The following is a 24,921-nucleotide window of genomic DNA, read 5'->3' as shown; positions in this document are numbered from 1 at the left end:
GTTTGTTCATAAAAGCATTCTGGAGAGCCGTATGGTTCAGGCCAATACCCCGACGTAGAGTGTTGTGACAGCAGGTATCCGATGGGGATTGGACGCGAAAGCAATGAGATCGCTGACCACTTACTCCATCACGGCTGATTAACATTTTCCGAATCACCCCACTGCATAAGGTGCCCACAGGATGCGCGACAAACGATTCGCCCTATTCACCCAAGCTCATGTCGGGGGCGTAAGGGGACTGACGCGGGCCTTCGGACTTCTGTTGGGCCTGACAGCCTTGAGCGAAAGCAATGCCTCGCCTGCGACCCCCGTGGGCCCTGCCCCCGCGGCCACGTCAGCCACCGCGCAGCTTCCAGAATCCCGTATCTGGATGACGGTTCGCGACACGCGCTTCGCGATCACCCTGGCGGATACACCAGCGGCGCGGGCATTTGCCGCCCTGCTCCCACTCTCCATCGACATGCCTGACCTGAACAATAACGAGAAGCACGCCGAACTGCCGACATCGCTGCCAACAAGTACGATTCGCCCCGGCACGATCCACAGCGGCGATCTGATGCTGTACGGACCACGCACGCTGGTCGCGTTCTACTCTACTTTCTCATCGCCCTATTCCTACACTCGTTTGGGCCGCATCGACAATGCCGCCGAACTGGCCCGCGTCTTTGGCAGCGATGCAGTACGCATCGCTTTTTCAAAACAATAACGTCAGACGTTTTTTCTCAAAGGGCTGCGCTTTTTGACGGCCCGTTGGTGGACATCATTTTTATAACGAAAGCACTCACGTTGCGATTCTTGAGTGACGGCGCCTGTCGTCATGTCGAGCGCCGCGGGCGAAGCGTGGTGCGCGTTAAATATTTAAAGACATTAACCAATTAATGAACGGGCATCCCATGAAATTACGTACTTTTGCGACAACCTTAGTGTCTGTCGCGGTCATAGCCGGCTGTGCCACTGGAACAACACGCCCTGAACCTGGAGAGTCCGTCATCAATATAGAGGCCCACGCAGGAGACGACATGATCGCGAGACGTCTCGACGGAAATCAGGCCAACAGTTTGAATCACTTCATTGTTTCGCCGGGCAGGCATTCGATGGAACTGGGGATTGTGATGATCGGGTATCAGAACAGTCATCGTCGTTGCACGGCGACACTTGATTACGACGGGTTTGCAGCCGATGAACGCTATACGCTGGTACAGAGCCGAGCGGACGCAGAGGTCAAGGTGTCGCTGGTGGACAGTCGAGGCGTTGCGGTGGCTCAAGCCGGCAAGGTGCCTTGCCTTTAATGAGCCCATTGGCCCTGCAGGCATTGGGAACTGAAACGAGCGTGGCATCCAGCAAATGTGTGGATGCCACGCTGGCGTTTCAGGGTTTGGGCGCCGGCAACGCGAACGCCACGATCTTGTTGTTCAAGCGCGTTTTGAGCGCTTTCTTGCCCCCTGCCGCAATGACCACGAACTGCCTGCCGCTGTGGGGACCGATATAAGTCACGGGACTGGCATTGCCGCCCCCTGGCAAACGCGCCGACCAGAGTTCTTCACCGCTGTGCACGTCCAGTGCCCGAATCGTGCGCTCGGCGGTCGCCGCAATGAAGATCAGACCACTGCGGGTGCTGACCGAGCCGCCGGTCATTGGCGTCCCCACCGTCACGGGCAACATCGACGGGATCCCCAGCGGGCCGGTGTCTCTTGCCGTCCCCAGCGGTCTGGACCAGAGCAGTTTACCGCTGGCCAGATCCACCGCCGAAATCAGGCCCCATGGCGGCGCGTTGCAGGGAGTGCCAAGCACCGATAAGAAGGTTGTGCCGTAAGCGCCATAAGGCGTGTTGAGCATGGGCCGCTGCGCATCACCCCCCGGGCTCTGACCGTCCGACAGCCTGAACTTGCGTTCAACCGCCTCCTCCCGGCTGACCAGTTCGACGCGGTCCACCATCCGCAGCCAGTTGACGACCATCACGCCATGGTCGAGGTCCACCGACACACCGCCCCAATTGATCCCTCCGGCCGAACCCGGCGCGATCAGCACGGGCTTGCCAAAGGTAATCGGCGTCAGGTGCCCCTCGTAGCGTGACTGGCGAAACTGAATGCGGCACAGCATCTGGTCCAATGGGGTGATGCCCCACATGTCACGTTCCTGCAGCGTCGGCTGGCGAAACGCGGGCAAGCCGATCGACGCAGGCTGAGTCGCCGACAGCCGCTCGCCCTCCGCGATTCCGCCCTGAGGCACTGCCTGCTCTTGAACGGGCGCAATCGGTTTGCCCGTCTCCCGATCCAGGACGAAGACCTCGCCGCGCTTGGTCGCCTGAATCAGCGCATGGCGGATGGCGCCGTCGACGGGCAGATCCACCAGCGTCGGCTGAGCCGGCACGTCGTAATCCCAGATGTCGTGATGGGTGGTCTGGAAATGCCAGCGCAACCGACCGGTTTCAGCGTCCAGCGCAATGACCGAGCTGGAGACCTCGTCGTCCCCCGGCCGGCGCAAACCGCCGAAGTTGTCAGGGGTTGCATTGCCCATGGGCAGATAGACCAGGCCGAGGGTTTCATCGGCGCTGATGGGTGCCCAGCTGTTGGGTGAGGAAGGTGAGTAAACCTCGCCACTGGGCGGAGCACCGGCACGATCAGGCTGCTCGGAGTCATAGGCCCAGGCCAGTTGGCCGGTCGCGGCGTCGAAGGCGCGGATGACCCCGGACGGGCCGCCCCAGTACTGACCGTCCGGAATACCGCCGCCGACGACCACCTTGCCGCGAATGATCTGCGGCGCCGAGCTGACGTAATACAGACCGTGCGGATAGGCCTTGATGCCCTCTCGCAGGTCGACGAAGCCCTTGTCGCCGAATTGCTCGCAGAACTCGCCTGTGCGGGCATCAAGGGCCACCAGCCCGGGCATCTGATTGGGCGCGATGATCCGTTGGGCGCAGGGCCCCTCGGCATTGGGCACCTGGTAGAAGGCGACGCCTCGGCAGGGTTTGCCGGATGCCGCCGTGCCGCCTGAAATGTCCTGATGCCAGCGCTCTTTGCCGGTTTCCGCGTCGAGGGCGGTGACGCGATTCTGATCGTTACAGGCATAAAGCGTGTCGCCGACCATGATCGGCACGACTTCAAGGCCACCCTCCGGTCCCGGCCCCATAGGCCCTGTCTCAGCTTCCCAGGCGACTTGCAATTGCTGGACGTTGTCGGGCGTGATCTGCGTCAGCGGGCTGAAACGTGTGCCGCCCTGATCATTGCCGAAAGCGGGCCAATCCTGTCGAGCGGCCGCCTCAGTCATGCCGTTTGCCGGGGGATAACTGTTCGATACGCCTGCACGCAGCAGCGGATCAGAGCCCTCGCCCGACTGGCCATGCAGCACCGCGCCCACCGCAACGCTCAACGTCAACACCGCCAGCGAGCCGAGCCATGCCGATCGGCGCGGAGCTCGAAGCCCCACGGTGCTGGCCACCAGCAGAACGGCCAGCAGCACAGGCAGTCCGAGCCGTGGCAGTAACTGCCAGCCCTCGAACCCGACCTCCCAGACACTCCATGCCACCGTCGCGGCTAACATCATTCCGTAAAGCGGGATAACGCGAGGGTCGCGCCGGAACACGCCGATGGCGCAGATAACCCAGACGATGCCTGCCACCCCGTACCAGGCAGATCCGCCGTCACTGAGCAATACCGCACCTCCTAGAGTGATGGCGACACCCAAAATGGCCAATACCCCGCCAACGCCCTGTCTGAAGAGCCGGGCTGTTCTGTTTTCCATGCGCATGATGTGCCTGTCTGTGAAGGTGTGTTGTGCTGCGGTCAGGGCTGGGCTTCGAAGCCGGATTCAGCCGCGCAAGCGACTGCCGTTCCCGACGATCAACGCACCGAGCACCAGCAATGCGGCGGCGCCCATGAACGTCGCGGCAATAGAGAGGTGATCCAGCAGCAGGCCACCCAGGGCGCCACCGACCATGATCGACAGCTGGATCGCCGCAACCAGCAAGCCGCCTCCGCTCTCCGGGTCATCACTGACGCTTTTGCTGAGCCAGGTGGACCACGCCACCGGAATGGCGGCGTTCAGCCCGCCCCAGCAGATCATCGCCACGGCGACGCCGGGCTTCAGGTGGCCGAACAGCAGCATCAACAGCGTCACCGCCGCCAGCAGCCATGGCAGCCAGCGCAACAGCGCATACATCCGGTCACTCACCAGCGCCGTCCCCGCATAGGTGCCGGCAAAACCCGCTACACCGAGCCCCAGCAGGAAGAGCGACAGCTGCGGGGTGGTCGCGTGCGTGTAGGTTTCAAGGAACGGCCGAAAGTAGGTGAAGGCCGAGAACGCACCGGCGAAGGTCAACATCACCGCCATCATGCCGAACGCCACGTGGCGACGACGCAGCAGCGCGAACAATTGACGGACCGAGCCCGCCGACTTGGGCGGCATGGACGGAAGGCTGATCCACTGCCACAGCAGGTTGATCAGCACCAGCGGAACCAGTCCCCAGAACACGCCTCTCCACCCGATGATGCCGCCCAGGTAGCTGCCGATGGGTGCCGCAAATGCCGTGGCGATGGCATTGCCGGTGAAAATGATGCCGAGGGCTTTGGGCACGGTGTCGGATGGCACGAGCCGCATGACGGTCGCCGTGGACAGTGCCCAGAACCCGCCGATGGCAATCCCCAGCACGGCGCGCGCAATCATCAGGATCAGGAAGCTCGGCGCCTCGGCAATCAGGATCAGCGAGGCCAGCATCAGGCTGGTCAAGCCGATCAACACGTACCGACGATCAATGCGCCCGGCGATGACCGACATGAACAGGCTGGTGACGACGGCAAACAGTCCCGAAATGGAGATCGCCTGGCCGGCCATCCCTTGGGTCGCGCCGAGGTCCGAGGCAATCGGTGTCAGCAGGCTGACCGGCATGAATTCGGATGAAATGAGCATGGCCACGCACATGGCCATCGCACCCACGGCGCTCCACACACCTCGATCTGGCCTGGCAATTTCAGGCTCGGCTCTTTGTAGCTCAGCAGTACGCATTCATACCCTCGACACGTGTCCGGCCCGTGCAGTCGCCTCACGCCAGGGTGATGTGCAACAGACGCCGGTTTTGATGGATTGAGTGGCGTCACGGTACAGGCGCGCTCCGCCCTCGCCTATCGGGGGTACGTGTGATGCGGTGATGAGCAATGCTCACTAATGACGGGAAGCGGAGCACTCTGTGGGACCGGCTTTAGCCGGGAAAGCGTCAGGCGTCCCGGTTTGAGCCGTTGCGGATCACCCCAGCGGCGCGATATCCCGGATCATGTCGATCAGCAGACGCAGCCCCAGCGGTTGCTGGCGATAGCTGGAGTAGTAGATGTGGAACCCCGGGCTCACGCACGCCCAATCCTCAAGGACGAGCTTAAGGGAACCGCTCTTCACATAAGGTGCGAGGATCGGTTCAGCGGCGTAAATCAGTCCGCTCCCTTCACAGGCCAATGCAATCGCGATTCGGGTCTCGTCGAGAATCACGCCACCGAACACCGGGACCGCCAGCTGCACGCCTTCTTTCTCGAATTCCCAGTCGTAAAGTTTGCCGGTGCCGACCTTGAACTTGAGGCAGCGATGCTGCTTCAGGTCTTCAGGGTGAACGGGAGTGCCCCACTTGCGCAGATAGTCGGGCGTGCCGGCGACCAGCCAGCGCACATCCGGCGACAGCCGATGGGCAATCATCCCTTCCGGCACGGTCGCGCCAAAGCGCATGCCGGCGTCAAAGCCCCCCTCCACGACATCGACCATGCTGTTGGAGATCGAAATATCCACTTCGATGTCGGGGTAACGCTCACCGAACAGCGGCAGTACGGGCGCCAGCAGCAACAGGGCGGCGTCGCTGAACACATTCAGCCTGATCCTCCCCGTGGGCTCGTCCCGGTAACGGTTAAGCACCTCCATCGCCTGGTCGATGCGGTCGATGGGCTCACGAATCGACGCCAGCAACTCCTGACCGGCAGCGGTCAACGTGACATTGCGGGTGGTCCGGTTCAGCAAGCGCACGCCAAGCCTGGCTTCCAGCGCCTTGATGGCATGGCTGAGGGCCGACGGGCTGATGCCGACTTCCAATCCCGCACGGCTGAAACTCAAATGCCGGGCGACGGCCAGGAAGTACATGAAATCGGCGAGGTTGGCACGGGTGAGCTGCATCATCTACCTACGCTAGGTGTGAATCGGACCGGCAATGAACGGGTCGATCAACCCGAATGCGTGCGTTGCGCGGAGTATATCCGGGTTGACCGGCCGCTTTAGACGAGCTTGGCTCATTACTGCGCTGAGGGTCACTCAGCAGTCAACGCGTGTCGGGCAAGGATCATCGGGAGGCCTCGTACTGGGCATTGGAAACGGGCTCCATCCACTCCACATTCTGGCCATTGAGGGATTCCTGGATCGCCATGTGGGTCATGCCCGTGCGGGCCGTGGCCCCGTGCCAATGCTTGACGCCGGGCGGCGTCCAGATCACGTCTCCCGGACGAATCACCTGTTTCTCCCCGCCTTGTTGCTGCACCCAGCCCGTGCCTGCGGTCACCACCAGCGTTTGCCCCAACGGATGCGTGTGCCAGGCGGAACGCGCCCCCGGCTCGAACGTGACATAGGCCGCCGTGACCCGGGACGGCTCATGGGCGGATACCAAGGGATCGATGCGCACCGTGCCGACGAACATCGCCGGGCTCCCGAGAATCGAGGATTGGGAGCCGTTCGGGACGACGGTCATGGCGGGCGTGCTGTCGTCCGCCTGAACCTTGGCGAGCATCAGCATCATCCCCAGCGTGGTGATTGCTGCGACTGTGTGCATGGGCGAGCTCCTGGGTAAATGAGATGTCCTCATCAACCTAATTCACGCGGCAGCGATGTACTACAGGGCCCTGTGACAAACAGCAGTGAGCGATGCTCATGAATTCAGGCTGATCACCCCTCTCCTGAAACGCACAACACTGCGAAGGTGTTCAACGCCACCACGGCGCCGTTAGCCCTGCTCAGGGGTGAATAAATCAGACCGTTTCAAGTAATCGGCAATCGCCGCCAATGCCTGCGCCGGGGAATTGAGCGCGGTATCTACGGTGAAGGGTTCTGTGTCCCAAGATTCATACTCATGATTCAGCACGGATTGCCAGGTAGGAGGTGTCAGCCCCGGGATATCGACCTGCCTGGTCTCCACCCTGCGTCGATGCTCCATCCTGTCGGAACAGATGACCTGAAGATTCACCAATGGAGCACCGGATCGAGAGGATATGGCGCTCCATTCTCTTCGGCTTTCAAGCACGGGATTCACACAATCGACAACCACCGTGCCGCCCAAATCAAGGTTGCTGGCCGCCAACCCGTAGGCAATCAGATACCCCGTGCGGCCCACATCCCGCGCAAAATCCGGCGAATCACGAAGGGCTTGTTCAATCGTATCGATACGCACATAAACAGCACCCAGCGTTGCGGCCAGACCCTTGGCGAGGGTCGTCTTACCGGTACCGGGCAGACCACTGAAGACGATGAGCATTTGAGACTCCCCATAGGATCTGCTGTTCAAGCAGGCTAATTTACTCCTGTGAGGGATGCCAACGCCGCCGGTGGTGTTCAAGATCAAATAAATCAGACCCTTTGAATATTCCTGCTGCTGGAGTTGTTTCGCAAATAGGCGCAGAGCTATCAGGCACGCTGGAACTGGTTGCGCGTTGTTAAGCGAGCCCGATTGCGGTCTCTAAGAAGGTTTCAAAAGCCCCTGCCAGCGCGCTTAAGTGACGCCAGACTTAAGTAAACCGGCCCGCTTTAAAAAACGTGACGTCAATTTACCGACTGCAAATTTACCCTCTAATCCCTTGAAAACCCAAAACCGTCATATTCCCGACGAAACGCACTTTCACCGCATTGCCTTCTGCCATCACCTCCCCTCAGAATCGCTCACACCCGCTGTCCCGCGCCGTGATTTGCCAAAAAGGAATGAGAGCAATGAAGAGCATCTTTGTGGTTGTAATGAGTATGTGTTCCGGTGCGGAAGGATGTGTGGACGAGAACCAGCCGACGGCGTATTCGACCCGCGCAGAATGCATGGAGAGCGTCGCGCTGATGCCGACGAGGAAAGGCATCAAATACCACTGTTCTTCGGTGCCTCAGGTGCTGATCACGCAGCAGCGTCGCACCACCAAAAACCACCTCGTGACCAACTCCGCCGAAGCGTCTGTCCGCCCTTGAGCGGCAACGCCGGGTCGGGATAAACCCGGCCCGGCGCAGTTCATTCCTGCAGCAGCTCATTCAGCCCGCGGCCACCACGGTGATTTCCACCAGCAAATCCGGCGCGGCCAGACGTGATTCCACGGTGGCCCGCGCGGGTGCGTGCCCTTCCGGTGCCCAGGCGTCCCAGACTTCATTCATGCCGGCAAAATTCGCCGCAATGTCCGACAGCCAGACCTGCGCGGTGAGAATCCGCGTCTTGTCCAGACCGGCCTTGGCCAGGTAGTTGTCGATCTTCTCCAGCACTTGCGCGGTCTGCCCTTTGATGTCGAGGGTGCGATCCGTCGCGGTCTGGCCGCCGAGAAAGGTAAAGCCGTTGCACTGCACGACGCGGCTCATGCGTTGGTTGGTTTCGATACGGTTGATTTCCAGCATGTGAACTCCTGATGGGTCGGTAGGGTGTACGGGATCAACGGGCCACTGACGGTACGTTGATCGGGATGTGGGCGTCATTAAGGCGGGTCTTATCAAAGCGGGCGCTATCAAAGCGTCCTATGTCGAATGCCTCCAGCGAAATGTCCGAATGCTCGCCAAGGATCTGCTGGGCCAGGCGCTTGCCGGTGCCGGGCCCCATCTGGAAACCGCTGCCGCAGAATCCGAACGAATAGCTGAGGTGACTGGCCTTGCGGCTGGCCCCTATCACCGGCAAGTCATCAGCGGTAAACGCTTCGACGCCGGCCCAGACCCGATTGACGCCCAAGTGCTTGAGGTGGGGAAACAGGTCGGTGACGGTCCTCGCGCTGATGCCCAGACGCGCCAGATCCACTTCGCCGTGGCGCGCCGGGAAATCCACGCTGCCAATCAGCTTGCCGCCAATCACCACGGTGCCGTTGGCGAACTGCTTGAATGACAGCGAGCGACCCGTTGCGCCCAGCACCGGCGCGCAAAACGGCGCGACGCGGTGGGTCACCATCAGCATCAGGCCCTCGGGATGAGCCGGCACCGATTCGCCGACCTGTTCTGCCAGCTCCCGCGCCCAGGCACCGGCGGTGATGACCAGATGCCCAGCGCTGAACACCCCGGCGGGCGTGGTGACCTGCCATCCACTGCCCCGTTGCTCGATGCGCTGCGCCGGCGTCGTTTCAAGCACTTTCACGCCGAGCTTTTCGGCCGCCAGCCGAAAGCTCGTCACCGTCTTGTAGGGAATGGCGTAGCCGTCGTCCTTGACCCAGATGCCGCCGACCACATGCCGGGCGACAGTCGGAATGATCTCGAACACCTGTTGAGCGTCGATCAGCACTTCGTGGGTGAAGCCGAGGCGCTGCAGATGTTCGACGCGCTGTCGGCATTCGTGGAGTTCTGCAGCGGTTTCCGCGAGTTTGAGTTGGCCGCTGGGGACGAAACCGCCGTCATCGCCCAGCGTCTGGACAAGGTCGCGCCAGAGTTCGCGGGACGACAGCGCCAGCGGAATTTCCGCCTCGTGACGGCCCAGGGTTCGAACCCCGCCCGCGTTGACCCCGGAGGCATGACGGCCGCAGTAATCAGCCTCCAGCACCGTGACCTCAACGCCGCGCTGGGCCAGATGCAGTGCGGTGCTCAGGCCATGAATGCCGCCGCCTATCACCAGCACGTCGCTGTGCCTTGCCCGCGCCTCACTCACCGGCCAGTTCCCCCAGGGTGATGGGCTTGATCGGCGGGCGAATGCGGTAGTAGCCGACTTCCGCCGCCGACACGCCGCGGGCCTTGGCGATCACTTCGGTCACCGTCAAGCCGCACATCCGCCCCTGACAAGGGCCCATGCCGCAGCGGCCGAAGGATTTGGCCTGATTGGGGCCGGCGCAGCCCAGGGCGACGAACTTGCGCAGGTCCCCCGCGGTGACTTCCTCGCAGCGGCACACGATGACTTCATCGGCGGGAATGCGGTTCGCTTCCTTCGGCTGATAGAGCGCATCGAGAAACGGCCGAATGCGCAGGTTCAACGCCAGCTTTTCACGCAGCGGCGCGGCGCGTTGATCACGCTGAACGGCATCGAACGTCCCCAGCCGTTGCCCGATGCCCAGCGCCGCCAGCTCCCCCTGCAGCGCCGCAGCCTGGGCACCGCCAATGCCGGCGCCGTCACCGGCGACGAACATCCCCGGCACGTCCAGCTCACCCCACGGGTCGATCACCGGGCTGAAGCACAGCTGGTCGACGTCCCAGTGATGGCGTGCGCGCAACGACTGACTGAATTGAATGTTCGGGACCACGCCCTGATGCAGCAGCACGCAGCGCGCCGCAATACGCTGAGCCTTGCCGCCGACGGTGAAGGTCAGCGCGGTGGCGGCTTGGTCCCCTTCTATCGCCAGATGCTCGGCGCCGGTGTGGTGCGCGATGCGGGCGCTGCGCAGGCTGCGCATCAACTCCAGGCCCTTGCGCAAATACGGCCAGGCGCGCAACGCCGCGAACAGATGACGCCGGGCCCGCCAGTAATCTTCGGGGCGCGTGGTGTCGACCAAGGCCTTGATCGGCACGCCGGCGCGCAGGTATTGCCAGCCCAGCAGATACAGCAGCGGGCCGCAGCCGGCCAGGACCACCGGCTCGGTCGGGGCCAGGCCTGCGCTTTTCAGCAGAATCTGCGCGGCCCCCGCGCTCATGACGCCGGGCAAGGTCCAGCCCGGGATCGGAAACGGCCGTTCCATGGCGCCAGTGGCGAGCAACACAGCCTTGGCCTGCAGGGTGCGCAGACGCCCGTCGCGCAGGTAGCTGACCTGATGATCCCGGGTCACCTGCCAAACCGCCGCGCCGTGTTCATAGCGCACGGACGAAGACGCCAGGGCCTGGGCGAGCACGTTGCCATGGGCGTAGTCCGCGCCAAGAAGGTCCCGCCGCGACAGGGGCGCGAGGGTGATGCCGCGATAAATCTGCCCGCCCGGACTGCCCTGCTCGTCCAGTAACACCACCTGCAGGCCGAACCCGGCCAAGGCCACCGCGCCTGCCATGCCGGCGGCACCTGCGCCCACGACGACCACGTCCACGGCTTCCACGACACCGCCAAAATGATCATTCATGACTGCGCCTCGACGGTCTGCACGCTGGCGGTCTGCACACTGGCGGTGTGCACATCGCCGGGTTGGAAAATCAGGTCGCGAGCGCCTTCCTGGGAACGGATGCGCATGCCGTCCGCCACTTCGATCAGGCAGCTCTGGCGATTGGGTACGCCGTCGATGTCCACCAGACACTCGAAGCACACGCCCATCATGCAATACGGCGCCCGGGGCGATTCGCTCACCGGCGTCGCGCGAAAGCGGTTGATGCCAGACATCAGCAGCGCCGCCGCCACGCTGATGCCCGCCGGCACTTCAAAGGATTGGTCGTTGAAGCTGAGGCTGACAGTCCGTGTCGACCTGACTTCACTCGTGACCGGTTGAAACAGCGAATCAGTGCGCATGGGAAAACACCTTGTCAGTCAGGAAACGCTCGCCGGCAAATACGCCGAGCTCGTCGGGCATCGCACCGCCCATCACCCACGGCGCGATGCGCAGGGCATGGGCGGCGGCCAGGGTCACGCCACTGTGGCAGGTGACCACGAAGGCGCCCGGGTGGCTGGCCGATTGCTGATAGATGGGGAAGCCGTCGGGGCTCAGGACCCGCAGCGCGGCCCAGGCACGAATCAGCCGCACCTCCCGCAGCAGCGGAAAGGTCGCCACGCCACGCCGGGCAATGGCTTCCAGCACCTGGGTGGAGGTGCTGTCGTCGTAGCCCACCTCCTCCATCGAATCGCCCAGCTGAACGGTGCCTTCGTCGGTCTGCCGAACATGGACCGTCGGGTGATCGAGAAACGGCCGCACCCGCTCGCTGACCAGCACTTGGCCGCGATTCGGCGCCACCGGCGCATGCAGGCCCACCTGCCGGGCCAGCCCCGGATTGCCCAGGCCGGCAGCGAGTACCACCCGTGGCGCGATGAAGCGTTGAGTGCCGGCGGTGACGCAAAACTCACCTGTCGCGCTGTCGATGCGATCCACCTGAATGCCGCCGTGAAACCGCGCGCCTTTGGCCTGGGCCGAGGTGTGCAGCGCGCGCAGCAGTTTCAGCGGATTAACGTGACCGTCCTGGGGCGTGTAGCTGGCGCCCACCACGGAGCGGCCGATCAACGGCAGGCGCGCTTTGAGGTCAGCGGCGTCGAGCATCTGGAACGGGTAATCGCCGAGGGCGTCCTTCAGGGTTTGCAGGCGCGATTGCCGCTCGATCAGTTCTTCGTCGCTGAAGCACATATGGAAGCCACCGGGCTGGTGGAGCTGCACGTCCACGCCGCTGTCGGCCATCAGCGCCCGTGCGAAGTCCGGCCAGCGGGTCGCCGACGACTGCGTCCAGCGCGAATAGTCCGGCAGGTCGTGGCCCTTGCCCTGGACCCAGACCAGGCCGAAATTGCCCCGCGAGGCGCGAAACGCATCGTCGCCCTGGTCCAGCACCACGGTGTCAGCGCCGCTGCGGGCCAGGCCGTAAGCGACTGCCGTCCCCACCAACCCGCCACCGATGACGATCACGTCCGACTGAATGTCCCTCTGTGTGCCCTGGCTCATTTGCCTTCTCCAATCAACACCCGGTCCAATCCGACCATTCGGTCCAATATCAGCATCAGCAGCAACGTGCCGACGATCAGCACCGTTGAAACCGCCGTGATCAGCGGGTCGATGGTCTGGGAAATCTGGTTGTACATCGCCACCGGCAGCGTGGTGGTGCCGGGGGTGGCGACGAACACGGTCATGGTCAGTTCGTCGAAGCTCTGGATGAACGCGAGCATCCAGCCGCCGACCACGCCGGTGCGAATCCGCGGCAGCACCACCCGGTAGAACGCTGTCCAGCGACTGGCACCGAGTGACAGCGCGGCGTGCTCGATGTCCCGCTCAAGGCCGATGGTCGAGGCCAGCGTCAGGCGCAACGCATAGGGCAGCACGACAATCACGTGGGTCAGGGTCAGCGCCCAGAACGAGCCGCCGATCTGCGCCAGGGAAAAGAAGCGCAGGAACGCGATGCCGAGGACCACCGACGGAATCATCAGCGGCGACAGCAAAAAGCCGGTGACCGCGCCCCGGCCAGGAAAGTCATAACGGCTGATGGCCAGTGCCGCCGGAATCGCCAGCAGCGCGGCAATGGTCGCCGACGCCAGGCCGAGTTTGATCGACAAGGCAAAGGCATCCAGCATTTCCTGATTGTCCGCCAGCGCCCGGAACCAGCGCAGCGACAGGCCGTCGGTGGGCAACGACAGGTAGCCCTTGCTGGTGAACGCCATGGCCATCACCACCACCAGCGGCGCGACGATGAATGTGACGAACAGGGCATGGAACAGCAGCGAGAAAAATCCGTTCTTGTGCATGGTCGGCTACTCGAAGACTTGCTTGAACCGGCGCTCGGCCAGTTTGCTGCAACCCAGAATGATGATCAGATTCGCCAGCAGCAGAAGCATCGCGATGGCCGCACCGAGGGGCCAGTTGAGGGTGCCGAGGAACTCGTCGTACGCCGCCGTCGCCACCACTTTCAGGCGCCGCCCGCCGATGATCGCCGGGGTGGCGAAGGCCGAGGCAGCCAGGGCAAAGACGATGATCGAGCCGGACAGCACGCCGGGCATGATCTGCGGCAGGATGATCCGGCGGAACACCGTCAACCGCGACGCGCCAAGGGAAAGGCCCGCCCACTCCACTTGAAGGTCCAGCCGTTGCAGTGTGGCCCAGACGGCAATGACCATGAACGGCACCAGCACGTGGGTCAGGGCGATGACCACGCCCACCTGGGTAAACAGCATTTTCACCGGTTGGTCGGTGATGCCCACGGCTTGCAGGGCATCGTTGATCAGGCCGTTGTTGCCCAGCAGAATCGCCCAGCCCAGGGTCCGCACCACCACGGAAATCAGCAGCGGACCCAGCACCACCAGCAGGAACAGCGAACGCCAGCGCGGCGCCATGCGCGCAATGATGATGGTTTCCGGAATACCCAGCAGCACACACAACACCGTGACTGCGAGGGCCATGCCACCGGTGCGCAGGAATATCTCGTGGAAGTAGTCGTCCTTGAACACCTCCAGGTAATTGCCAAGGCTGTAGCTCGGCACCACGCCGTCAGTGTCGCTGAACAGGTTCAACGACAGCACGGCGGTCAGCAACAAGGGCGCCAGCAACAGCGCGATGAACACCAGCAATGCCGGGCCGCTCAGCAGCCACGGCGCCACGCCTACCCGTTCGGCGTCATACCTGGCCATGGGCGACCTCCCGGTCCAGCAGGCGCAGGTCGTCGTCGGACCAGTCCAGCCCGACCTCGCTGCCCTCCTCCGGCGGCGGTTTGCCGAGGTTGGGCAGGGTCATGTGCACCAGCCCCAGGCGGCTTTCCACCGCCATCAACCACAGGTTGCCGAGAAACACCCGCAGCCTGACGCGCCCGGAAAACCGTCCGCTGCCCAGCGCCACCAAACGGATTTTTTCCGGACGGATGTAGACGTTGACGTCATTGCCCAGCGTGCGGTCTTCGTGGGGCACGTGCATCAGCGTGTCGTGGACCTGCACGTGGCAGCAGCGGTCGTTACGCAATTGCACCGCGCCAGCGAAGGCGTTGGTTTTGCCGAGAAACGCTGAAGCAAAGGGCGAATGCGGCCGCTCGTAGGCTTCGAACGGCGTGTCGATCTGCACGATGCGGCCCTTCTGCATCACCGCGATGCGGTCGCTCATGGTCATGGCTTCGACCTGATCGTGGGTGACCAGGATGGTGGTGATGCCCAGCTCGCGCTGAATCGCCCGCAGTTCGATGTGCATCTCTTCGCGCAGCTTGGCGTCGAGGTTGGACATCGGCTCGTCGAGCAACAGCAGGTTCGGGCGGATCGCCAATGCGCGGGCGATCGCCACCCGCTGGCGCTGCCCGCCTGACAAGGCTTTCGGATAACGCTCACCGAGGCCGGCGAGGCGTACCAGATCCAGCGCTTCATCGACGCGCTTGCCGCGCTCGGCCCTGGGCACGCCGCGCATCTCCAGGCCGAAGCTGATGTTCTGCGCCACGGTCATGTGCGGAAACAGCGCATAGCTCTGAAAGACGATGCCCAGCCCGCGCTGTTCGGGGCGCACGTGGGTAATGTCGCGGCCGTCCAGAACGATACGACCTTCCGTGGGCTGCACGAATCCGGCGATGGATTGCAGGGTGGTGGTCTTGCCGCACCCGGACGGGCCGAGCAAGGCGATGAACTCGCCGTGCCGGACTTCCAGGTTCAAACCGTCAATGGCCCTGAACGTGCCGTAGGTCTTGACGATGCCTTCGAGGGTGAGAAATGCCATGGGCGTGCCACGCAGGCGGACCTGCGTCTCCAGAAGGGTGCTGGGGAAGATCGGCGTGTACGTCGATCAGCGACTGTCGATCAGCGAGAGCAATCGGTGACGCTAGCGCTCGACGGTGCGGTTCCAGCGCGTGGTCCACTCGCTGCGCTGCTGGTTGATGGTTTCCCAATCGACCTTGATCAGCGCGTTGACCTTCTCCGGCCCGTACGGCATGCGCGCGGCGACATCATCCGGCAGCTTGACGGTCTGGTTCACCGGCGCGAAGCCGTTCTCCCGCGCCTGGATTTCCTGCACTTCAGGGGACAGCACGTACTGAATGAACGCCTGGGCGAGTTCGGATTGCGCGTTGGGGGTCACGCTGCACGCGGCGACCTGCAAGGCGATGCCGCCTTCCTTCGGGTAGATGAATTTGAGCGGAAAGCCGGTGCCCTGCAACGCCACGGCCCGACCGCTGCCGTACACCGCCATGACGATGTCGCCGTTCTGCATCATCCCGTCCATCTCGCCCGGCGCCGACACCCAAGCGAGCACGTTAGGACCGATTTCGTCCTTCAGCGCCTTGAAGCCGGGGTCGATGTTTTTCTCGCCGCCGCCCCTCAGCCGGGCCATTTCCACCAGCGTGTGCAGGCCATAGGTGTTGGTCACCGGCGGCATGCCGAGCAATTGTTTGAAGCGTGGGTCAGTGAGGTTTTCCCAGGAATCCGGTGCCGCCCAGCCGCGCTTCTTGAACGCCTCTTCGTTGTAGCCGATGCCGGTGGCCACCACGCCGATCCCCGTGGCTTCAGGGCTCAGCCGTGCCAGCGGATAGAGGTCCTTGTAGATCGGCGCATCGCTGAGCTTTTCGCACAGGCCCATCTGCAACGCCTGGTACATCGGGCCGTCGTCCATCATCGCGACGTTGATCTGCTGACGACCTTTCTGCGCCTGGAGCTTGGCCAGGGTTTCCGTGGAGTTGCCGGCGACGTAGACGACTTTGACGTTGTGTTGTTTTTCGAAGGCGGGAATGACGCGGTTCTTGTACATCTGCTCGGTGGAGCCGCCGACGCCGGCCACGTACAGCGTGGTCTCGGCGAAGACGGGTGTGCTGCCAACGGCGGCAAGCGTCAGGGCAACGGCCATGGCACTGCGGTGGAAGGGACGAAACGGTCGTGCTGCTGAGGAAAGGTCGAGGCTATTCACAGACTATCTCCGAAGTGCATGGGGGCAGATCGAACAATGCGTCAGTCGCTTCGGTGTGAACCGAAGCCATGCATGCAGCGTGCATGGTCCCGGCGAATCCATCGCGGGGTGGCGCATCTTCATGTGCGCTATGGGTGGCTGGTTCGAGTATTGCGACGGGGCGTCCATATGGTCAAATACGGATATAGGCCTTAGTTATTCATATTTGATATGGAGCGCGACATGAACCTGAGACAGATCGAAGCCTTCCGCAGCGTCATGCGCCTGGGTTCCATGACCGCTGCCGCCGAGGTGCTGTTTACCTCGCAGCCCAACATCAGCCGGCTGATTGCCCAACTGGAACTCAGCACCGGGTTGACCCTGTTCAAGCGCGCCGGCGTCAGGCTGATGCCGACTCAGGAGGGTCAGGCCTTCTTTCAGGAAGTCGAGCGCGCCTACGTCGGGCTGGACAGCCTCAAGTTGTCGGCGAAGAACATCCGCAATCTGGGCACGGGCCGCTTGCGGGTGGCGGCAGTACCTTCCACCGGCATGAGCATGATGCCCCGGGTGCTCAAGGCGTTTACCGAGACGCGACCGGAGCTGACGGTGTCTCTGCACGTGAACTCCTCGCCCACCGTCGAGCAGTGGGTAAAGTCGCAGTTCTGTGATGTGGGGATTGTGGTGCACCCCGGCGATGTCGACAGTCAGCAGATCGAGTTGCTCAGCGAAGTGGCAGCGGTGTGCGTGTTGCCGGCGTCCCATCCCTTGGCAAGCCGAACGCAGATCACCTTCACCGATCTGGAGGGAGAGACCTTTGTGTCGCTGTGCCACGGCGACGGCACCCGGGCGCTGGTGGACGGTCTGTTCGAGCAGGCCGGCGTGGAGCGGGTTATGACCGTGGAGGCGCAGTACAGCGCCATCAATTGCGAGATGGTGGCGCTGGGCATGGGCATCACCCTCGCCCACCCGCTGGTGGCCCGGGATTATCGCCACCGCGATATCGTCATCCGCCCGTTTGTGCCGCAGATCCTCTTCCCCACCTACGTCATGTGGGCACCGGCCCAAGTGCGGACGAAATTGTCCGAAGAGTTCGTTGACACGCTGAAAGCGTTCTACCGGGACATCGTTTTTTAGGGCTGAATGCGGCTGCATGGCGCGAGCGCCACTGCTCGGTGATGCGACATATGCAGCATGGTAGGACCGCATACCCCTAGTAGGACCGGCTTCAGCCGGGAAAAGGCCAATGTGAGCGGCACATATTCAGCGGTGTGACATCCGCCGCCTTCCCGGCTAAAGCCAGTCCTACAGGGTGACCGCATACCGATAGTGGGACCGGCTTCAGCCGGGAAGACGCCGGTGTGAGCACCCTCGAATGTGCGGGATGCCATCACAAAAAAGGCCGTGACGCACAACGGCGTCACGGCCTTTTCCACACGTCAATCAATCAATCCAGACGGAACGCGATCACGCTGTCGCCCAACGTGGTGCCGAGCGAGCCGTGCCCGCCGGCGGAGATGACGACGTACTGCTTGCCGTCGCTGCCCATGTAGGTCGAAGGCGTCGCCTGACCGCCCGCCGGCAGCTCCTTCTCCCAGAGCACGTCACCGGTGTTGATGTCGTACGCGCGGATGAAGTTGTCCGCCGTGGCGCCATGGAACACCACGCCCCCCGCCGTCACCAGCGGACCGCCGTGGGCGACCATGCCCATCGGGAAGCCGATCGGGAAGCGGCCCGGCAGGAAGCTGGTTTTGAGGTTCTGGGTGGTGCCGGTGCGGCGCATCCACGCGGTTTTGCCGGTGGTCAGGTCCACCCCGACCATGCGGCCCCACGGCGGCGCAATGCACGGCACCCCCAGCGCCGAAGCGAACTGCTTGATCCGAATCGCGTAGTCGCCGTTGAAGTTCTCGTTCCAGTACGGCGTACCGTCCTGGGTGAACAGCCGCTTCTCGGCGGTTTCCGGGGTGCGCTTGATCAGGTGATAGGTGTAGGCCAGGCGTACTGGTGCGGCGATCAGAATCTGGCGATCCGGATCCACCGCCACCGAGCCCCAGTTGAACGCCCCGATGTTGCCGGGGAAAATCAACGAACCCTGCTCGGTGCTCGGCGTCCACGGGTTGCCGTCGTAGCGCAGCGTGTTGTAGGTCGTGCGGCAGGCCATCTGATCGAAGGGCGTCAGGCCCCACATCGATTTCTCGCTCAGGGGTTCCGGGATGAAGTTGATCTTCGACACCGGCTGGGTCGGCGCGAAATGCTCGCCCGGCACGCCGCCCTGGGTCGACACATTGACCTGATCGACCGGGACAATCGGTTCCCCGGTCAGGCGGTTGAGCACGAAAATATTGCCCACTTTGGTTGGCAACAGCAGCGCCGGTTGCTGGATGCCCTCTTTGCCCACGTCCATCAGGGTCGGCTGCGACGGGTTATCGCGGTCCCACAGGTCGTTGTTCGAGGACTGGAATTTCCACTTGAACGCACCGGTGTTCAGGTCCAGCGCCACCAGCGTGTCACGGAATTTTTCCGTGTTGCTGTTCGGGTCGCGGTTGATGCCCAGCTCGTCTGGCGAGGCATTGCCGAACGGCACGAACACCAAGCCGTTTTTCATGTCGGCGCTCAACGTGCCCCACGCCACGGGTGTGTCCTGCGGGTAGGTCTGTTCGGCGGCAATGGGCTGGGTCAAGTCTGGGTTGGCCGGGTCGAAGTTCCACACCAGCGTGCCGGTCACAGCGTTGTAGGCGCGGATCACACCCGACGGGTTGCCATCGTTGTAGCCGTTGTCCATCACCGAACCACCGACGATGACCAGATCACCGGCGATCAGCGGCGCAGCGGTCTGCATCAGCGCATGGGGACGGATCTCGCCCATATTGGTGCTGAGATCGATCACCCCGTTGTCGCCGAAATCGCTGCACAGCGTGCCGGTGTCAGCGTCCAGGGCCACCAGTTTTGCGTCCGCAGTGGCCGTGATGATGCGCTTGGCGCACTGGCTCGATGGGGTGGCTACACCGGTTGCGGCCGGCGCGTAGTAACTGACGCCACGGCAGGTCTGATGCTGCTGCAGGTACGAACGGTTTTTCTCCGGCGCCCACTTCCAGTCCGGCTTGCCGGTTTCGGGGTTCAGCGCGTGCACTTCGTTGTGCGCCGTGCAGACGTACACCCGGTTGTTGACCTTCAACGGCGTGGCTTCGAAGGTGTACTCGCCGGCGTCTTTGGCGGCATCGCGCAGATCGCCGGTGTGGTATTCCCACGCCACGGTCAGTTTCTTCACGTTGCCGGCATTGATCTGGTCAAGGCTGGAGAAACGCTGACCGCTGTTGGTGCCGCCATAGGCCACCCAGTCATTACCGGCTTCACCCGTGCTGCGGGTCGCCAGCGGGGTTTCGATCTTGCCGGCCACCGGGTAAGGGTCGTAGAACATCACCGCCAGCACGATCAGCATCATCACGCCGACGGTGCCGCCCAGAAACGGATGGAAGCGGCGGGTATCGCCCGGGTTCTGCGCCTTGTACAGCGGGCGCACCACCCACGGCAGCGCCAGCCACAGACCCAGCAGCGCGAACAGGTCGCCGCGCGGAATCCACTGCCATTTGTCGAAGCCGACCTCGTAGACGATCCAGATCAGAATCGCCCACATCAGCAGCGCATACACCGTCAGCGCCGACTGCTTTTTCAGGATCAGCAGCACCGCCGAGGCCAATACCGCGAGGGCGATCATCGAGTACGCCGCCGAGCCGCCGGCGGCCACCAGTTGCGCACCCATGTACAGCAGGGCAATGGCGAAAATCGCCATCACCGCCCCAGTCACTCTCAAGATCATTGTTGGTTTTCCGTGTTGGGGCCGGTGATGGCTCCCGAGTGGGAAGTGGGCGAAAGCGGGAGGTCCGAGCCGCCCGTTCGCAAGCGTTCCCGACCATACTAGCGCCCACACCCTGCGCCACAAAAACTTTGTGCCCCCTTTCCGAATGTCTGACGCAGGGCTTTTAGCGTTAGGGGTGGTTGCGGGTGTAAAGGGACGACGGCACTGGCGTGCTTATTAACTCATGAGAGAGGCGCACTTTTACATCGCTCACGGTTCAGCGGTCGCCAGTATTTCTCCAGAGACTCCTGATCAGTTCAAATTAAACTTTGGGCGCAGTCACTCACATAATGAGCGACACATAAGTGCTATTAACCGCCAAAGATGACGAATATGTATCCGCAACTAAGGCGGCTATGCAGTCGTCTGAATGGTCGAGGATTCCTCAGCGCGGAGAGAGCTTACCAGCAACCTAAACCTAATAGCAATTAGGTTTTCGATGCAGCAATTCACGCTATGGTTTTGCTCTGTTATTGGCATTAATCATCTCTTTAATTCGTTTAAAGGGGCGTTTTATTGCCGTGAATCAAGATTATCTGTCTTCAGCTCATCACTGCACCGCCTTCGGAAACCTTCCTGAAAGCCCCTTTTCGATCACCGCTCGTCTAATTAAAAATTAATCTTGCAAACGCTGAACTAATCAGTAGATTCCGCAGACTTAACGTTCGTCCTGTTCTCACAGGGCGGGTTTGCGCGTTCATTTAATTTCCACACCCCATCAATCGAGAAACAATCGATGAATAGAACCATGCTGTCTGTGTGCAGCGTCGTGCTTTTCGGCGCCTGCAGTTTTGCTGCTGTTGCGGCGGACTCCACGTCCACTCAAAACGCAACTTCTGCAGAAACAATTCGCGCCCAAGTTGAGAAACAGCGCGACCAGCTTTCCGGCGTTGACAAGGTTGCCGTGCCAGCTACCCAGACTTCGTCCGCCGTGCTCGATGCGCCGGTCGACACCGGTGACGCGCCGGTACTGGTGCAGAAGCCATGACCGAACCACGCACCCCGCCGTCCGGCCACCGTCAGCAACCCGTGAGCGCATTCCCGATGTCAGCTTTCAAACACACCCTGGCCTTGAGCCTGTTGTCCCTTGGCGTGCTGCAAGCCAACCTGGCCCTGGCGGATGTCACGCCGGCCACCGGCAACGCCGTCGAAGCCCGAGTCAGTTCGATCCTTGACAACATGAGCCAGTCCGAGAAGATCAACTTCACCCGCGTCAACGACGGCCACATGATCCCGTCTTTGCTCAAATGGGGCATCAAGGGCACCGTGGCCTACGACTCCTCCATGGGCGTGCACGTCAACAACGCCACATTCGGCGCGCAGTACCCGTCACAGTCCGCTCTCGCGGCGACCTGGAGCATCAACCGCGCCAAGGAATTCGGCCTGGCAATCGCCTACGAGACGCGGATCTCCGGTGGTCAGCAAATGCTCTCCCCGGGCGTTAACCTGTACCGCACGCCGTACAACGGGCGCTCGGCGGAATACGCCAGCGGCGAAGACCCGTTCATCGGCGCCGTACTGGCGCCGGCCGTGGTCAACGGCATTCAGGCACAGGGCATTCAGGCGAGCGGCAAGCACTACCTGGCCAACGAACAGGAAGCCAACCGTCAGGCGCTGAATGTCGTGGTGGACGAGCGCACCCTGCGTGAGCTGTATCTGCCGGGCTTTGAGTCGATGGTGAAGAACGCCAATGTCGCCTCGATCATGTGCGGCTTCAACAAGATCAATGGCGATTACGCCTGCGAAAACCATCACCTGATTACTGAAGTGCTCAAGGGTGAATGGGGCTATCAGGGCACCGTGATCAGTGACTTCAACGCGATCCATGACGCGTTCAAAGGCGCATGGGCCGGCACCGACATCGACATGCCGTCGGGCCTGCAATTCACTGAAGCCAACCTGATGCCCTATGTCTGGAGCGGCCAGCTGAGCCAGAACGTCATCGACGACAAGGTCAAACGCAACCTGCGCGCCATCGTCAGCTATGACTTCCAGGAAAACCTCAACACCGCCAAGACCCTGGACCACCCCGAGTACGGCCAGCGCGCTTCGCTGAACACGGCGCGTGAGTCGATCGTGCTCCTGCGCAACGAGAACACCGCAGCGGGCAAACCGCTGCTGCCGCTGGCCCGAGACGCCAAGATCGCGGTCATCGGTGACTGGGCCTATCAGGCGCCGGCCTCGCCGTTCGGCACCGCGAACTCGCCGCCCAACAGCTACGTCACCGAGCTGAGCGGCCTGCAGCAACTGGCATCCAGCAGCGCCAACGTCACCTACCTGCCCGAGCTGAGCCTGAACCCCAAAGCCTCGGCCTGGTTTCAGCCCGCGGTGGGCAGCAATAACGTCAACAATGCCGGCGTGAAGGCGGAATACTTCGCCAACACCAGCTTCTCCGGCAGCCCGGCCGTGACCCGCGTCGAACCTGGCGTGAACCTCAACTGGACCACCGGCACCAACGAAACCAACGCCGGCACCACCGCGGTGTCCGGTTTCAGCCCGACCCCAGGCGCATTCTCGGCACGCTACACCGCCACCATCAAGCCGAGCGTTTCCGGCGCCCAGGTGTTCAAGGTGCGTGCGGACGGCCCGTACAAATTGTGGGTCAACGACGAGCTGGTCCTGCAGAGCGACGGCGCGCCGTACTCCGGCGACGTGGTCAACGCGCTGACAACGTCAGGCAAAACCGCCGCGCTGGTGGCCGGCAAGTCGTACTCGGTGAAGCTTGAGTACCAACGCATTCAGGGCAACTTCATCCCTGCGCTGGGTGGCGTGACCGGCGTGCAGATGAGCTGGGCCGCGCTGCGTCCGCCGAAGGACCTGTCCAAGTACGACGCGGTCGTTATTGCAACAGGCTCCAACTACGAGCACGAAGGCGAAGGCTCCGACCACGGTTTCGAACTGCCTGACCAGCAAGCAGAGCTGATCAGCTTCGTCACCAAGGCCAACCCCAACACCATCGTGGTCATGCACGGCGGCGGTTCGGCGGACATGCAGCCGTGGGCGAGCAAGGTCGGCGCATCGCTGCAAGCCTGGTTCCCGGGTCAGCAAGGCGGCCAGGCCCTGGCCGAGATTCTGTTCGGCAAGGTCAACCCGTCGGGCAAGCTGCCGATCACCATCGACAAGAAGATCGAGGACAACCCGAGCTACGCGTCGTACCCGGATCCGGCTGCCTACCGTGGCGACAACGCGCTGACCGAAATGACCTACAGCGAAGGCCTGTACATGGGTTATCGCGGTTATGACAAGAAGCACGCCAAGCCGCTGTATCCGTTCGGTTACGGCCTGTCCTACACCACGTTTGGTTACAGCGACCTGAAGCTGTCGACCAACGTCATGGCGCCGGGCAGCACGGTCGATGTCACCTTCAAAGTGACCAACACCGGTGACAAAGCGGGCTTCGAAGTGGCGCAGCTGTACGTTCACCCGAACAACCCGGCGGTCGACCGTCCCGAGAAAGAGCTGAAGGGCTTCACCAAGGTTTACCTGCAACCGGGTGAAAGCAAGACCGTGAGTATCCCGATCGATTCGCGCTCCCTGGCGTACTACGTCGAGAAGACCGACAGCTGGGATGTGGACGCCGGCAAGTTCAAGATCCTCGTAGGGCCTGATTCCGAAGACCTGCCGCTGGATCGCACCTTGATCACGCTGTTCCCGGAACACCTGACCACCCGAGACAGCAACCCGCTGCCGCTGCCACTGCGCAAGGCAGTGCAGGTCAGCGCGTCGCAAACCTACTGAGTGGGTAACCCGGTCGGGTTTCCGGTCGGGGTTTAAACAGTCACTTCAAGCTCAGGGACGGGCTTGAAGGTCGGCTTTCAAACGGCGCAGGTAGCCCTCGAACACCGCCATCACGTCCACATCTTCCGGGGCCCTGAGCCACTGAATCTGCACACCGTCCATGACCGAGAAGATCTCCTGAGCGAGTGCCTTCACGTCGATGTCCGGCCGCACCTCCCCCGCCTCGATCAACGCCTGCAGATGCCCGCGCGCATGCTCGTGGGTGATGTGAAAGCGCGTCTTGTACCAGTCGAAGGCCGGATGCGCCTCTGACAGGCTTTCCGTATTGAGCACCATCGCCGCCTGACACTCGGCAGCGTCCTGGACGCTGAAACCCATGCTCATCCGCACGAATTTGATGAACCCCTCCAGCGTCATCTCCATGGTCAGTTCACTGAACCGCGACACCACTCGCTGATCTCGCCGCTCCAGCAGCGCATTGAGCAGCGCCTCCTTGTTCGGAAAGTGATGCAGCAGGCCGACGGTGGTGATGCCGGCGAGCTGCGCGACATCTTTCATCGACGCACTGGAATAACCATTGCGGGCGAAGATCAGCGTCGCCGCGTCGAGCAAGGCGGCACGACGCATTTCACCCTTGGGTGCACGCCGCCGCTTCGGCGAGGCCATCTCGGGCGAGTCATTCCCTGATTCGTCGTCTGTCATAAGCCCTTGTCTCGCAGA

Annotated in this window: 22 protein-coding genes; 6 read left to right on the top strand and 16 right to left on the bottom strand. The window is 62.4% G+C overall.

All coding sequences use genetic code 11. The features are described 5' to 3' along the window. The first annotated feature begins 181 nt into the window (after positions 1-181). Positions 182-706 (top strand): cyclophilin-like fold protein, encoded by a 525-nt coding sequence (locus M1E04_RS12605; RefSeq protein WP_456293116.1) that lies wholly within the window; start codon positions 182-184, stop codon positions 704-706. A gap of 187 nt (positions 707-893) precedes the next feature. Next, the gene (locus M1E04_RS12600) at positions 894-1,289 is read left to right on the top strand and encodes a PA0061/PA0062 family lipoprotein (protein WP_456293115.1); all 396 of its coding nucleotides are present in this window, start codon (positions 894-896) and stop codon (positions 1,287-1,289) included. A 79-nt stretch (positions 1,290-1,368) separates the two neighbouring features. Here the strand turns inward: M1E04_RS12600 and M1E04_RS12595 are convergent, their stop codons facing one another. From M1E04_RS12595 to M1E04_RS12575, 5 genes are all read right to left on the bottom strand, one after another. Next, a complete protein-coding gene (locus M1E04_RS12595) occupies positions 1,369-3,741 on the bottom strand; it encodes a pyrroloquinoline quinone-dependent dehydrogenase (RefSeq protein WP_456293114.1) in 2,373 nt (790 codons plus the stop codon). Between the two features lie 66 nt (positions 3,742-3,807). Next, positions 3,808-4,905, bottom strand: a complete 1,098-nt coding sequence (locus M1E04_RS12590) for an MFS transporter (RefSeq protein ID WP_456293113.1) — start codon at positions 4,903-4,905, stop codon at positions 3,808-3,810. Between the two features lie 333 nt (positions 4,906-5,238). Next, positions 5,239-6,144, bottom strand: a complete 906-nt coding sequence (locus tag M1E04_RS12585) for a LysR family transcriptional regulator (RefSeq protein WP_065990892.1) — start codon at positions 6,142-6,144, stop codon at positions 5,239-5,241. Between the two features lie 163 nt (positions 6,145-6,307). Beyond that, entirely contained in the window at positions 6,308-6,754 is a 447-nt protein-coding gene (locus M1E04_RS12580; protein WP_244656952.1) for a (R)-mandelonitrile lyase, read from the bottom strand. Positions 6,755-6,961: 207 nt separating this feature from the next. Further along, on the bottom strand, positions 6,962-7,489 hold the full coding sequence (locus M1E04_RS12575) for an AAA family ATPase (RefSeq protein ID WP_192131685.1): 528 nt from the start codon (positions 7,487-7,489) through the stop codon (positions 6,962-6,964). A 449-nt stretch (positions 7,490-7,938) separates the two neighbouring features. Between M1E04_RS12575 and M1E04_RS12570 the strand changes: the two genes are divergently transcribed. Beyond that, the gene (locus M1E04_RS12570; protein ID WP_065990812.1) at positions 7,939-8,181 is read left to right on the top strand and encodes a hypothetical protein; all 243 of its coding nucleotides are present in this window, start codon (positions 7,939-7,941) and stop codon (positions 8,179-8,181) included. Between the two features lie 60 nt (positions 8,182-8,241). Here M1E04_RS12570 and M1E04_RS12565 read toward each other — a convergent pair whose 3' ends face one another. The 9 genes from M1E04_RS12565 to M1E04_RS12525 form a co-directional block, all read right to left on the bottom strand. Further along, positions 8,242-8,592 carry a RidA family protein gene (locus M1E04_RS12565; RefSeq protein ID WP_407073248.1) on the bottom strand — a complete coding sequence of 117 codons (351 nt, stop codon included), beginning with the start codon at positions 8,590-8,592 and terminating at the stop codon, positions 8,242-8,244. A gap of 37 nt (positions 8,593-8,629) precedes the next feature. Continuing rightward, positions 8,630-9,790 (bottom strand): NAD(P)/FAD-dependent oxidoreductase, encoded by a 1,161-nt coding sequence (locus tag M1E04_RS12560; protein ID WP_456293112.1) that lies wholly within the window; start codon positions 9,788-9,790, stop codon positions 8,630-8,632. 22 nt (positions 9,791-9,812) lie between these two features. Continuing rightward, entirely contained in the window at positions 9,813-11,207 is a 1,395-nt protein-coding gene (locus M1E04_RS12555; RefSeq protein WP_456293111.1) for an FAD/NAD(P)-dependent oxidoreductase, read from the bottom strand. Then, positions 11,204-11,587, bottom strand: a complete 384-nt coding sequence (locus M1E04_RS12550) for a (2Fe-2S)-binding protein (RefSeq protein WP_192131692.1) — start codon at positions 11,585-11,587, stop codon at positions 11,204-11,206. Before M1E04_RS12550 ends, M1E04_RS12555 begins: the two co-directional genes overlap by 4 nt. Continuing rightward, entirely contained in the window at positions 11,577-12,719 is a 1,143-nt protein-coding gene (locus tag M1E04_RS12545) for an NAD(P)/FAD-dependent oxidoreductase (RefSeq protein WP_456293110.1), read from the bottom strand. Before M1E04_RS12545 ends, M1E04_RS12550 begins: the two co-directional genes overlap by 11 nt. After that, complete coding sequence (locus tag M1E04_RS12540; RefSeq protein WP_192131696.1) at positions 12,716-13,513, bottom strand: ABC transporter permease; 798 nt, start codon at positions 13,511-13,513, stop codon at positions 12,716-12,718. Before M1E04_RS12540 ends, M1E04_RS12545 begins: the two co-directional genes overlap by 4 nt. 6 nt (positions 13,514-13,519) lie before the next feature. Further along, positions 13,520-14,392: an ABC transporter permease gene (locus M1E04_RS12535; protein ID WP_410933555.1), complete on the bottom strand. Its 873-nt coding sequence runs from the start codon at positions 14,390-14,392 to the stop codon at positions 13,520-13,522. After that, the gene (locus tag M1E04_RS12530; RefSeq protein WP_456293109.1) at positions 14,379-15,452 is read right to left on the bottom strand and encodes an ABC transporter ATP-binding protein; all 1,074 of its coding nucleotides are present in this window, start codon (positions 15,450-15,452) and stop codon (positions 14,379-14,381) included. The genes M1E04_RS12535 and M1E04_RS12530 overlap by 14 nt, the downstream gene beginning before the upstream one ends. A 102-nt stretch (positions 15,453-15,554) precedes the next feature. After that, the gene (locus tag M1E04_RS12525) at positions 15,555-16,631 is read right to left on the bottom strand and encodes an ABC transporter substrate-binding protein (protein ID WP_410930125.1); all 1,077 of its coding nucleotides are present in this window, start codon (positions 16,629-16,631) and stop codon (positions 15,555-15,557) included. A gap of 222 nt (positions 16,632-16,853) precedes the next feature. On the opposite strand from M1E04_RS12525, the gene M1E04_RS12520 reads away from it, so the two are divergent. After that, a complete protein-coding gene (locus M1E04_RS12520; protein WP_065990796.1) occupies positions 16,854-17,744 on the top strand; it encodes a LysR substrate-binding domain-containing protein in 891 nt (296 codons plus the stop codon). Between the two features lie 310 nt (positions 17,745-18,054). Here M1E04_RS12520 and M1E04_RS12515 read toward each other — a convergent pair whose 3' ends face one another. Continuing rightward, positions 18,055-20,424, bottom strand: coding sequence for a membrane-bound PQQ-dependent dehydrogenase, glucose/quinate/shikimate family (locus M1E04_RS12515; RefSeq protein ID WP_456293108.1), 2,370 nt, complete (start codon positions 20,422-20,424; stop codon positions 18,055-18,057). Positions 20,425-21,199: 775 nt separating this feature from the next. Here M1E04_RS12515 and M1E04_RS12510 point away from each other — a divergent pair. Both M1E04_RS12510 and M1E04_RS12505 read left to right on the top strand, forming a co-directional pair. Further along, a complete protein-coding gene (locus M1E04_RS12510; protein ID WP_410930128.1) occupies positions 21,200-21,451 on the top strand; it encodes a hypothetical protein in 252 nt (83 codons plus the stop codon). Positions 21,452-21,507: 56 nt separating this feature from the next. Then, positions 21,508-24,201 (top strand): glycoside hydrolase family 3 protein, encoded by a 2,694-nt coding sequence (locus M1E04_RS12505; RefSeq protein WP_456293189.1) that lies wholly within the window; start codon positions 21,508-21,510, stop codon positions 24,199-24,201. Between the two features lie 51 nt (positions 24,202-24,252). On the opposite strand, the gene M1E04_RS12500 is transcribed toward M1E04_RS12505, so the two are convergent. Continuing rightward, the gene (locus M1E04_RS12500; RefSeq protein ID WP_456293107.1) at positions 24,253-24,903 is read right to left on the bottom strand and encodes a TetR/AcrR family transcriptional regulator; all 651 of its coding nucleotides are present in this window, start codon (positions 24,901-24,903) and stop codon (positions 24,253-24,255) included. Positions 24,904-24,921 lie beyond the last annotated feature (18 nt).

It is taken from the genome of Pseudomonas sp. AK106 (assembly GCF_053903055.1).
The sequence above is the reverse complement of the archived record's forward strand: the minus strand, read 5'-3'. Positions and strand labels throughout refer to the sequence as shown.

Bases quoted from the DNA above. Each gene is read 5' to 3' on its own strand.
- M1E04_RS12580 (WP_244656952.1), bottom strand. From the start codon at position 6,754: ATGCTGATGCTCGCCAAGGTTCAGGCGGACGACAGCACGCCCGCCATG.
- M1E04_RS12535 (WP_410933555.1), bottom strand. From the start codon at position 14,392: ATGGCCAGGTATGACGCCGAACGGGTAGGCGTGGCGCCGTGGCTGCTG.
- M1E04_RS12555 (WP_456293111.1), bottom strand. From the start codon at position 11,207: ATGAATGATCATTTTGGCGGTGTCGTGGAAGCCGTGGACGTGGTCGTC.
- M1E04_RS12550 (WP_192131692.1), bottom strand. From the start codon at position 11,587: ATGCGCACTGATTCGCTGTTTCAACCGGTCACGAGTGAAGTCAGGTCG.
- M1E04_RS12605 (WP_456293116.1), top strand. From the start codon at position 182: ATGCGCGACAAACGATTCGCCCTATTCACCCAAGCTCATGTCGGGGGC.
- M1E04_RS12590 (WP_456293113.1), bottom strand. From the start codon at position 4,905: ATGCTCATTTCATCCGAATTCATGCCGGTCAGCCTGCTGACACCGATT.
- M1E04_RS12585 (WP_065990892.1), bottom strand. From the start codon at position 6,144: ATGCAGCTCACCCGTGCCAACCTCGCCGATTTCATGTACTTCCTGGCC.
- M1E04_RS12595 (WP_456293114.1), bottom strand. From the start codon at position 3,741: ATGGAAAACAGAACAGCCCGGCTCTTCAGACAGGGCGTTGGCGGGGTA.
- M1E04_RS12530 (WP_456293109.1), bottom strand. From the start codon at position 15,452: ATGGCATTTCTCACCCTCGAAGGCATCGTCAAGACCTACGGCACGTTC.
- M1E04_RS12600 (WP_456293115.1), top strand. From the start codon at position 894: ATGAAATTACGTACTTTTGCGACAACCTTAGTGTCTGTCGCGGTCATA.
- M1E04_RS12540 (WP_192131696.1), bottom strand. From the start codon at position 13,513: ATGCACAAGAACGGATTTTTCTCGCTGCTGTTCCATGCCCTGTTCGTC.
- M1E04_RS12520 (WP_065990796.1), top strand. From the start codon at position 16,854: ATGAACCTGAGACAGATCGAAGCCTTCCGCAGCGTCATGCGCCTGGGT.
- M1E04_RS12510 (WP_410930128.1), top strand. From the start codon at position 21,200: ATGAATAGAACCATGCTGTCTGTGTGCAGCGTCGTGCTTTTCGGCGCC.
- M1E04_RS12515 (WP_456293108.1), bottom strand. From the start codon at position 20,424: ATGATCTTGAGAGTGACTGGGGCGGTGATGGCGATTTTCGCCATTGCC.
- M1E04_RS12505 (WP_456293189.1), top strand. From the start codon at position 21,508: ATGTCAGCTTTCAAACACACCCTGGCCTTGAGCCTGTTGTCCCTTGGC.
- M1E04_RS12575 (WP_192131685.1), bottom strand. From the start codon at position 7,489: ATGCTCATCGTCTTCAGTGGTCTGCCCGGTACCGGTAAGACGACCCTC.
- M1E04_RS12500 (WP_456293107.1), bottom strand. From the start codon at position 24,903: ATGACAGACGACGAATCAGGGAATGACTCGCCCGAGATGGCCTCGCCG.
- M1E04_RS12570 (WP_065990812.1), top strand. From the start codon at position 7,939: ATGAAGAGCATCTTTGTGGTTGTAATGAGTATGTGTTCCGGTGCGGAA.
- M1E04_RS12545 (WP_456293110.1), bottom strand. From the start codon at position 12,719: ATGAGCCAGGGCACACAGAGGGACATTCAGTCGGACGTGATCGTCATC.